Source organism: Flavobacterium sp. (genome assembly GCF_044361065.1).
In the GTDB taxonomy this organism is placed as follows: domain Bacteria; phylum Bacteroidota; class Bacteroidia; order Flavobacteriales; family Flavobacteriaceae; genus Flavobacterium.
Genome location: NZ_JBIKJI010000069.1, coordinates 1 through 10,333 on the forward strand (window position 1 = coordinate 1; position 10,333 = coordinate 10,333).

The 10,333-nt window shown below is 30.8% G+C and carries 8 protein-coding genes and 1 tRNA gene; 4 read left to right on the forward strand and 5 right to left on the reverse strand.

What is annotated here, in order from left to right:
• Together nusA and rimP are read right to left on the reverse strand one after the other, a co-directional pair.
• Positions 1-1,093, reverse strand: a 1,093-nt coding sequence (gene nusA / locus ACIQ11_RS05730) for a transcription termination factor NusA (RefSeq protein WP_396153640.1), incomplete at its 3' end; no start/stop codon positions are given.
• A 14-nt stretch (positions 1,094-1,107) separates the two neighbouring features.
• Positions 1,108-1,575 (reverse strand): ribosome assembly cofactor RimP, encoded by a 468-nt coding sequence (rimP, locus tag ACIQ11_RS05735; protein WP_396153642.1) that lies wholly within the window; start codon positions 1,573-1,575, stop codon positions 1,108-1,110.
• Between the two features lie 178 nt (positions 1,576-1,753).
• Here rimP and ACIQ11_RS05740 point away from each other — a divergent pair, with 178 nt between their 5' ends.
• Complete coding sequence (locus ACIQ11_RS05740) at positions 1,754-2,578, forward strand: universal stress protein (RefSeq protein ID WP_396153644.1); 825 nt, start codon at positions 1,754-1,756, stop codon at positions 2,576-2,578.
• 57 nt (positions 2,579-2,635) lie between these two features.
• Here the strand turns inward: ACIQ11_RS05740 and ACIQ11_RS05745 are convergent.
• A tRNA-Gln gene (locus ACIQ11_RS05745) sits at positions 2,636-2,706 on the reverse strand.
• Between the two features lie 140 nt (positions 2,707-2,846).
• Between ACIQ11_RS05745 and ACIQ11_RS05750 the strand changes: the two genes are divergently transcribed.
• Positions 2,847-6,074 (forward strand): protein O-mannosyl-transferase family, encoded by a 3,228-nt coding sequence (locus ACIQ11_RS05750; protein WP_396153646.1) that lies wholly within the window; start codon positions 2,847-2,849, stop codon positions 6,072-6,074.
• Between the two features lie 36 nt (positions 6,075-6,110).
• On the forward strand, positions 6,111-6,740 hold the full coding sequence (locus ACIQ11_RS05755) for a polysaccharide deacetylase family protein (protein ID WP_396153648.1): 630 nt from the start codon (positions 6,111-6,113) through the stop codon (positions 6,738-6,740).
• On the opposite strand, the gene ACIQ11_RS05760 is transcribed toward ACIQ11_RS05755, so the two are convergent.
• Complete coding sequence (locus ACIQ11_RS05760; protein ID WP_091312869.1) at positions 6,737-7,033, reverse strand: co-chaperone YbbN; 297 nt, start codon at positions 7,031-7,033, stop codon at positions 6,737-6,739. The genes ACIQ11_RS05755 and ACIQ11_RS05760 overlap by 4 nt on opposite strands.
• Before the next feature lie 74 nt (positions 7,034-7,107).
• Positions 7,108-8,337 (reverse strand): metallophosphoesterase, encoded by a 1,230-nt coding sequence (locus tag ACIQ11_RS05765; protein ID WP_396153650.1) that lies wholly within the window; start codon positions 8,335-8,337, stop codon positions 7,108-7,110.
• A gap of 124 nt (positions 8,338-8,461) precedes the next feature.
• On the opposite strand from ACIQ11_RS05765, the gene ACIQ11_RS05770 reads away from it, so the two are divergent.
• Positions 8,462-10,333 (forward strand): DNA polymerase (locus tag ACIQ11_RS05770; protein ID WP_396153652.1); only part of this gene is annotated, 1,872 nt, incomplete at its 3' end.

The window sequence follows — 10,333 nt, forward strand, 5'->3', positions numbered from 1 at the left end:
ATTCTTCAATTTCATCACTAAATTCTCTTAATTCCACATCATCTTCTTCTTGAACAATTCCTTCGCGAATTACATCTAATTCGTATCCAGTTAATTGACTCGCTAATTTAATGTTTTGTCCGTTTCTACCAATGGCTTTTGAAACTTCTTCAATTTTTAAGAAAACTTCTGCTTTTTTATTTTCTTCATCAATTTTTACTGTAGAAACTTTAGCCGGGCTAAGCGCTCTTGTAATAAATAATTGAGTGTTTTGTGTGTAATTTATTACGTCGATATTTTCGTTTCCTAATTCACGAACAATTCCGTGAATACGAGATCCTTTCATACCTACACAAGCTCCAACAGGATCAATTCTATCGTCATAAGAATCAACGGCAACTTTTGCTTTTTCACCAGGGATTCTAACTACTTTTTTAATAGTAATTAAACCATCAAAAACTTCAGGAATTTCTTGTTCAAATAATTTTTCTAAGAAACTTGGTGCTGTTCTTGACATTATAATTTGAGGTTTATTTCCTTTAAGCTCTACGCTTTCAATAATACCTCTTACATTTTCTCCTTTTTTAAAGAAATCGTTTGGAATTTGTTTTTCTTTAGGTAAGATAATTTCATTTCCATCGTCATCCATTAAAACCACCATTTTTGGTCGTACATGGTGTACTTCGGCAGTATAAATATCACCAATTAAATCTTTAAATTGTTTGTAAAGATTGGTGTTATCGTGTTCATGAATTTTAGAAATCAAATTTTGGCGTAAGGCTAAAATAGCTCTTCTACCTAAATCGATTAATTTTACTTCTTCAGATACTTCTTCTCCAATTTCAAAATCAGGTTCGATTTTTCTAGCTTCTGTTAATGTGATTTCTTCGTTTTCAAGATCTAAATCTTCATCAGCTACAACTACACGGTTTCTCCAAATTTCCATATCTCCTTTATCAGGGTTTATGATAATATCGAAATTGTCATCTGAACCATATTTCTTTTTCAACGCATTTCTAAACACATCTTCCAAAATAGCCATAAGGGTTACTCTGTCGATTAGTTTGTCGTCTTTAAATTCTGAAAATGAATCTATTAATGCAATATTCTCCATGGTATGCTTTATTTTTAAAATGATATTATTACTACTGCTTCTTTTATGTCTGAATAAGGAATTGCAATTGTTTTTTGAACGGTTACTTTTCCTTTACCTATTTCTTTTGGTTCTCTTGCGCTCCAAGATAATGTAGCTGTTTGTTCATCTGCATCAGATAATATAGCCTCAAAATCACCTTGAGAAATGGTTTTTACTTTTATTGTTCTTCCTATATTTTTTTTATATTGTCTAACCAATTTTAATGGCGAAGACACTCCTGCCGAGGCAACTTCAATAGAATATTCTACATCTTCTGCTTCTAACCCGCTATATAAAAACTTATTTACATTGATACAATCTTGTAAATTTACACCAGAATCACCATCTAAGATAACAGAAATTTTGTTTGATTCTGAAAAATCTAAATCAATCAGAAACAATTGTGTGTTCTCCTCTAACGCTTTGTCAAGCAAGCTTTTTACTTTTTCTTTAAATGTCATCTTTATAAAAAGAGGCACGCATTGCGTGCCTCATTATTTGGTTGTTTACTAAATAACTCGGCAAATATACAACATTTTTTTTAAAATGTCCAAATATTTCATTTTTCCAAAAAAGTTAAACAATTCAAAAAATTTTCGTAACTTTATACTATAATAAATAGTAATTAAATTTAAACAAATGAAAACAATTTTAGTCCCTACCGATTTTTCAAAACATGCCGAAAATGCTTTAAAAGTTGCCGCGCAAATTGCCAAAAAAAATAATGGCGAAATAATTTTATTACATATGCTAGAATTATCAAGTTCAGGAAATGATGCACTTAATACTTCGCATGAAATACCTGAATTAATGTTCTTTAAAAATGCAGCTGTAGCTAAATTAGAAGAATTAGAAAACGCAAGTTTTTTAGATGATATTAAAGTTTCGAGTATCGTACAGTTTAACATAGCATTTGAAGGAATTATTGAAAATGGGAAAAAACATCATGCTGATTTAGTAGTAATGGGCTCTCATGGAGCAAGTGGTTTCCACGAAATGTTTGTGGGTTCAAATGCCGAAAAAGTAGTTAGGAATTCAGAAATTCCAGTATTAGTGATTAAAAAAGAAGATGCAGATTTTAAAGTTGACACACTTACATTTGCTTCTAATTTTTCAGATGAAATTAAAAAACCTTTTGAAAAAGTAGTTGATTTTGCAAACTATTTCGGAGCTCACATTAATTTACTTCATGTAATTACACCAAATAATTTCAGCACAACAAGAGCTGCTGAAGAAAAAGTTAGAAACTTTATTGAAGAATTTCACTTTTCTAATTATTCTACTCACATTTATAATGATATTAATGTGGAAAAAGGAATTTTACATTTTGCAAAAGACTCAAATTCTGATGTTATAGCCGTTTCTACGCACGGTAGAAAAGGAATCTCTCACTTTTTAAATGGAAGTATTTCTGAAGACTTAGTAAACCACGCTAAAAGACCTGTTATTGCTTTTAAAATATAAGTGATTTAAAATTAATATAAATAAAAAAATCCCGCTTTTTCAAGCGGGATTTTTTTGTTGGTTCACAAGGACTCGAACCTTGAATGACTGCACCAAAAACAGTAGTGTTACCATTACACCATGAACCAATTATTTTGTAATTGCGAGTGCAAATGTAATATATATTTTATTCTCTGCAAATAATTTTTAAATAATTTTTAAGAAAAAATTAATTGGTAATCTCTTCAATAAATGGTTTCTTTGTAATCTAAATTAATTTAGTAAATATATGATTTCATTTAACTACAGCAAATGGAACACCTACATAGGTTGGTTTGCTTTTATAGTTGCATTAGTTACCTACACTCTAACCGTAGAACCAACAATGAGTTTTTGGGATTGTGGTGAATATATTGCCACCGCAGCTAAACTTGAAGTGGGTCATCCGCCAGGGGCACCTTTATATCAAATGATAGGTGCGTTTTTTGCTATGTTTGCCACAGATAATAGTCAAATTGCATTAATGGTTAATATGGTATCGGTATTTTCAAGTGCATTTACTATTTTATTTATGTTTTGGTCGGCATCTAAAATTATACGAAAAATTGTTATCGCTACCTCTGAATGGAATAATGAAACTTCAAAACTTACACTTGGCGCATCATTAATTGCTGCCTTATCCTATACATTTACAGATAGTTTTTGGTTTAATGCAGTAGAAGCTGAAGTATATTCAATGGCTTCATTATTTATTGCCTTATTATTTTGGTTGGGTCTAAAATGGGAAGAAGAACTGGAAACAGAAAGAGGAAATAAATGGGTTATCTTAATTTCATTGGTTATTGGGCTTTCCTTTGGGGTACACTTTTTGGCCTTATTAGCTTTACCATCAATTGGAATGTTATATTTCTTCAAAAAACAAAAGAACATTACAGTTAAGAATTTTATTATTGCCAATGTAGTGATATTAGCTATTTTGATGTTTATTTTTAAATTTTTACTGCCTTATACGTTATCGTTTTTTGCGAAAACAGAAATTTTTGCAGTAAACTCAATGGGATTGCCTTTTAATTCTGGAACTATTATTGCTTTTTTACTAATTGTAGCTGGTTTTTATTTTGGTTTATCATATACTAAGAAAAAAGAATTAGTAAAGTTTAATACACTTTTATTAAGTATATTATTTATTTTAATTGGATTTTCAACTTGGATAATGCTTCCCGTAAGAGCCAATTCAAATATTAACATAAACGAGAACAAACCCAGTGATGCTGCTGAAGTTTTAGCGTATTACAACAGAGAACAATACGGGGAAACCAAGTTGTTTTATGGTCCTCAGTTTTCCAATGCTTATGCTGGAGCTGATGAAGAGAATCCGTATTCTGATGATAAACCAAACTACGAAAGAGACGAGAAAACGGGTAAATATATTATTACCAATAATTATATCAATGGAAAACACAATCCAAACTCTAAACACAATGCGTTTTTACCAAGACTTTGGAGTGAAGAACACGCCAAAAACTATATGACTTTTACAAAGCCATTAGAATTTAGTGTAAATCATGAAGCCTTTTATGATGAAGAAACTGGAGAAACGGATGAAGATAAATTAGGACAATTTACCGAAATTGTTTCTGATTTTAGAAGTCAATTTGCATCTAACAAACTTGGATTAGACGAATACGAAGAATTTTTAAAAACCTATGGTGATTATTTAACGATTGAAAAACCATCGTTTTCAGACAATATGAAATTTATGTTTGAATACCAATTTGGCTATATGTATTTCCGATATTTAATGTGGAATTTTGTTGGAAGACAAAATGATTTACAAGGAAATTATGAAAGTTTAGAAGGAAATTGGTTAAGCGGAATCAGCTTTATTGATAATTTACATTTAGACAACCAAAGTGAATTAACTACGGATATGAAAAATAACAAAGGAAGAAATACGTATTTCTTTTTACCTTTTATTTTAGCAATTATCGGAATGGTTTATCATGCACAAAAAGAATGGAAATCATTTTATGTTTTACTACTCTTGTTTTTGTTCACTGGTTTAGTTTTGAAAATTTACTTAAACGAAAGGCCTTTCGAACCAAGAGAAAGAGATTATGCTTTAGTAGGTTCGTTTTATATTTTCGCAATGTGGATTGGCGTTGGAATTTATGCCATTTATCAATATATTTTAAAATATGTGTCGCCAAAAGTAGCACTTCCAGCCGTATTAGCCACTACTTTATTAGCTTCGCCAGTACTATTGGCATCCGAAAACTGGGATGACCATGATAGAAGTGGAAAATACACCGCTGTAGCGATGGCAAAAGCCTATTTAGATTCTTGCGAACCCAATGCTATATTGTTTACAATTGGCGATAATGACACCTTTCCAATGTGGTATTTGCAAGAAATTGAAGGATACAGAACGGATGTTAGAATTGTAAACACAAGTTTATTGGCTACGGATTGGTATATTGATGAGATGAAAATCAAATCGAATAAATCAGATGCGGTACCTATTTCATTTACACATGATCAATATGTGGGCGATAAAAGAAATTATTGCTTATTTGACGAAAGAACAACTGACACGTTAGACTTAGGTTTAACTTTAGATTTCTTAAAAGACGATCGCTCAAAAAGAGAAATGAAAAATGGTCAATTTGTACATTTTTATCCAAGCGAACATTTAAAAGTTAAAATTGACAAGCAAAACATTATTAAAAATAAAGTTGTAGATAAAAAATATTACGATTCTATTGTGCCACAAATTAATTTAAAATTAAAAGGCGGTGCGATTTATAAAAACAGAATTTTAATGTTAGATATTTTTAATGCCAACAACTGGAAACGACCTATTTATTTCTCTCCAGGAAGTTTTGGCGCAGACGACTATATTTGGATGAAAGAATACCTTCAATTAGACGGTATGGTTTATAAATTAGTCCCTGTAAAAACCAAACTAAAAGAAGGAAATTCTTACGATATGGGTTATATTGATACTGAAAAAACCTTCAAAATCATCAACCAATGGACTTGGGGTAATGCAGGAAGCGATAAAATTTATCACGACCCAGAAACGCGTAAAAATGCATTATCTTACAGAAACAATCTTTCTCGTTTAATGACCGCATTAATTGAAGAAAAGAAATTTGATAAAGCCAAAAAAGTAATTCAAATAGCTATGAAAAATATGCCAATTGATTACTTTGAATATTACACTACTGTAGAACCATTTGCTGAAGGATATTATAAAATTGGCAAAAAAGAAGAAGCAAGAAAAATCTTAAATCAACTGATTAAAAAATATCAAGAAAAAATAACTTTCTTTCATTCGCAATCAGAAAAACAGAAAGCGTTTTATAGAATGGAAATTTATAGAGAAATTGAAATTTATCGTTCGTTATTATTATTAGCTCAGGAAAATGGAGATGTAGAGTTTTACAATTTACAACGCGTGAAATTCAACAATTTCAATAATATGATGGGCGAATATAAAAGAGAAATTGAATAACAAATATATAAGCCATTCCTTTGAATGGCTTTTTTTATGATAAAAGTTCCTAAAATAATAAAGCTCTTATTTTTCAATCAGGTTTGGGATATTCCGAATTCTGTAAATACTATTTATTTAACTTTTGATGACGGTCCTACTCCAGAAATCACAGAAAGGGTTTTAGAAATTTTAGACAAACATCACATCAAAGCTACCTTTTTTTGCATTGGTGACAACGTAAGAAAACATCCAGAAATCGTACAGAAAATTCTTTCTAAACAGCATTCTGTAGGAAATCATACCTATAGTCATTTAAAGGGATGGAAAACTCCTACAAAAACATACATTAGCAACTCAGAAGCTTGCGAAATCAAACTGAACTCATTATTCAAAATTCGAAATTCGAAATTATTTCGTCCGCCTTATGGTAAAATTACTCCGTGGCAATCCTACAAGCTGAGAAAATTAGGTTACAAAATAATTATGTGGGATGTATTGAGCAAAGATTATGACGCGAGTATTTCAGCAGAAAAATGTTATGAAAATGTAATTCAAAATGTTTTTTCCGGAAGTATTATTGTATTTCACGATAGCAATAAGGCAAAAGAGAATGTTCTCAATAGCTTAGAAAAAACCATTGAAACATTAAAAAGTAAAGAATTTAAATTTGAAAAAATCGCCTAAGCTTGTTCTTGAATAAGAGAAATTAGAGTATTGGCATCAAATTCACCGCTTTGTCTCCAAACCATTTGACCATCTTTGTAAATCATAAAAGTTGGTAGACCTTTAATACGAAGTGCTTCCGCTAATTCTTTATTTTTATCTACATCAATTTTAATCACTTTTGCTTTGTCGCCTAAAGCAGCTGCAACGTGACGAATTGTTTCATTCATAGTAATAGATTGTTCGTGCCATTCCGTAAAAAAATCAATTAATACTGGCACTTGTGCATCTATAAGTTCTCCAAATTTCGACATAGACCGAATTGTTTATTAAACAAATGTATATATTTTTTTAATATATCAAACAAAAAACCACATTTTTTAAGCAATTACGCCTCTTTTTTGGATTTTTTTAACTCAATTACGGTAATTTCGGGCATAATTCCTACTCTACCTGGATAGGCGTGAAAGCCAAAACCACGATTTACATAAATATATCTTCCGGCATTTTCATACAATCCTGCCCATTGCTTGTATACATACTGTACAGGACTCCATTTGAACCAACCCGGAATTTCAATTCCAAATTGCAATCCGTGTGTATGACCTGATAAGGTTAAATGATAATGAGTATCGTGATTTTTTATTTCATTTTCCCAATGACTTGGATCGTGACTCATTACTATTTTAAAATCTTCTGGTTTAACATCTGATGTTGCCTTTTTTAAATCGCCTTTTTTACCAAAATGTACACCCCAATTTTCTACACCAACCAACACAATTTCAGAAGAACCTTTTTTCAACTTTACATTTTCATTCATTAACAAAGTAAAATCTAATTTTTTATGAATGTTTTTTACATCTTCAAAATTTTGAATTTCTTCTTTTTCTGAATCCCAATCGAAATATTTACCATAATCGTGGTTTCCTAAAATGGAAAATTTACCAAATTTAGGTTGATACAATCCTTTAAACGTATCAATCCACGGATCCATTTCTTTGGCGTGTGTATTTACGATATCACCTGTAAACAATAATAAATCGGAATTTTGTTGGTTGATTAAATCTACCGCGTATTTGATTTTATCGGTATCTTCATCAAAACTACCGCTATGAATATCTGAAATTTGAGTAATTGTCATCCCGTCAAATTCTTCAGGTAAATCGTCGAAAAAGATTTGTTGTCGCAGTACTTTAAAATTATATTTTCCAATAGTCATTCCGTAAAGTAAAGAAGCAAAAGGAATAGTTGCAATTCCTAAAGCAATCTGGCTCACAAAACGTCTTCTTGGACTAAAAAATTGTTCTCTGTTTTCATCAACAAAACTCATAATTGAGGCTTCTACCAAACGTGAAACATCCTCAATAAATAAAATTAAAAAAATTAAAATTTTAGGAACATAAATAAGTAATGTCATCCCAATAACAAGCAAACTTGATTTATTTTGACCTTTACCTCTATCGAAATTCATAAATGAATAGACGATAAAAAGCATTAAAACGATTGAAATCACTAAATAAATTAATAAAACCCATTTGTTTTTGGTAATCGTTTTAATTGCTTGAAATGAATAAAATTCGACAATTAATAATATTAGAAGCGGTATTAAACCTTTCATATTTTTTTATTTTTTACAAATTAACTAACAAGTTCACAATTAACATAAATATTTATTGAAATTTAACAAAGATTTTTTATTTAAAGTATTGTATTTTTACAAACGAATAGATAAAAAACCATTTATGTCACAAAAACGCTTATTTCTTTTAGACGCTTACGCATTAATTTTTCGCGGGTATTATGCCTTTATAAAAAACCCAAGAATTAACTCAAAAGGTATGGATACTTCTGCCATTATGGGATTTATGAATGCCTTAATGGATGTCATTAAACGTGAAAAACCAGATCATTTAGCGGTTGCTTTTGATAAAGGCGGCAGTACGTTTCGTTTGGAAATGTTCGAACAATATAAAGCCAACCGAGATGCTACGCCAGAAGCCATAAAAATTGCGGTGCCTTATATCCAAGATTTATTGCGTGCTATGCATATTCCAATTATAGAAGTAGCAGGTTTTGAGGCAGATGACCTAATTGGAACGATTGCCAAACAAGCCGAAAAAGAAAATTACAAAGTTTTTATGGTTACGCCAGATAAGGATTTTGCCCAATTGGTTTCCGAAAATATTTTTATGTATCGCCCTGCCAGAATGGGAAATGACATTGAAATTTGGGGAATTCCAGAGGTACAAGCGAAATTTGAAATAGAACATCCATTGCAAGTTATAGATTATCTTGGAATGATGGGCGATGCCGTAGATAATATTCCAGGATTACCAGGTGTTGGAGAAAAAACAGCAAAGAAATTATTGGCCGAATTCGGTTCAATGGAGAATCTTTTAGACAATACTGACAAACTAAAAGGCGCTTTAAAAGATAAAATTGAAGCCAACAAAGCACAAGGAATCTTATCTAAAAAATTAGCTACTATTTTATTAGATTGTCCTGTAACTTTTAACGAAAAAGATTACGAATTATCTTCGCCAGATGTAGAAAAAACAGATGCGTTATTTATGGAATTAGAATTCCGACAAATGAAAGCGCAATTCGATAAATTGTACAATCCAGCAGCGAATACTGAAGTAACAAATTCTGAGATTCCTGTTTTAAAGAAAGCACCGGTTAAAAAAACTACAGATGAACAATATGATTTATTTGGTTTTTCAGATAGTGAAGATGCTACAGAAACACACTCATCGTATTATGCAACTTTAGAAAATACGGAACATTTCTATCAAAACGTACAAGGTGATTTACCAACAAGAATGTTCATTCAGAATGTATTGAATCAAACTTCGGTATGTTTTGATACGGAAACGACTGGTTTAGATGCATTAAATTCCGAATTAGTAGGTTTGGCATTTTCTTGGGAAAAAGGAAAAGGATTCTATGTGCCATTTCCAGAAAACAGAGAAGAAACACAAGTTTTAATTGAAAAATTCAAGCCGTTTTTCGAAAATGAAAACATCGAAAAAGTAGGTCAAAATATTAAATACGATTTAAAAATTCTTTCTCAATACGGAATTGAAGTTAAAGGAAATTTATTCGATACTATGATTGCGCATTATTTGATTAATCCCGATATGCGTCATAATATGGATGTATTGAGCGAAACGTATTTGAAATATTCGCCAAAATCTATTACAGAATTAATTGGGAAAAAAGGGAAAAATCAGGGCAATATGCGCGATATTCCTTTAGATGAAATTAAAGAATACGCTGTAGAAGATGCCGATGTTACGATTCAACTTAAAAATCATTTTTTACCTATTTTAGAAAAAGTAGGTACGAAAAAATTATATGATGAAATTGAAATTCCGTTAGTTCCTGTTTTAGCCGATATGGAAAAAGAAGGTATTAATTTGGATGTCGATTTTTTAAATAAAATGTCAGTTGAAATGACTGCTGAAAGCAAAGCTTTAGAGCAAAAAATCTATGAAACTGCTGGTGAAACATTCAATTTAGCGTCTCCTAAACAATTAGGTGATGTTTTATTTGAAAAAATGAAAATTGGCGGAGCAAAACAAAAGAAAACCAAAACAGGTCAATACGCAACT

Coding starts and splice junctions, on each gene's coding strand:
- rimP (WP_396153642.1), bottom strand. CDS start 1,575: ATGACATTTAAAGAAAAAGTAAAAAGCTTGCTTGACAAAGCGTTAGAG.
- ACIQ11_RS05740 (WP_396153644.1), top strand. CDS start 1,754: ATGAAAACAATTTTAGTCCCTACCGATTTTTCAAAACATGCCGAAAAT.
- ACIQ11_RS05750 (WP_396153646.1), top strand. CDS start 2,847: ATGATTTCATTTAACTACAGCAAATGGAACACCTACATAGGTTGGTTT.
- ACIQ11_RS05755 (WP_396153648.1), top strand. CDS start 6,111: ATGATAAAAGTTCCTAAAATAATAAAGCTCTTATTTTTCAATCAGGTT.
- ACIQ11_RS05760 (WP_091312869.1), bottom strand. CDS start 7,033: ATGTCGAAATTTGGAGAACTTATAGATGCACAAGTGCCAGTATTAATT.
- ACIQ11_RS05765 (WP_396153650.1), bottom strand. CDS start 8,337: ATGAAAGGTTTAATACCGCTTCTAATATTATTAATTGTCGAATTTTAT.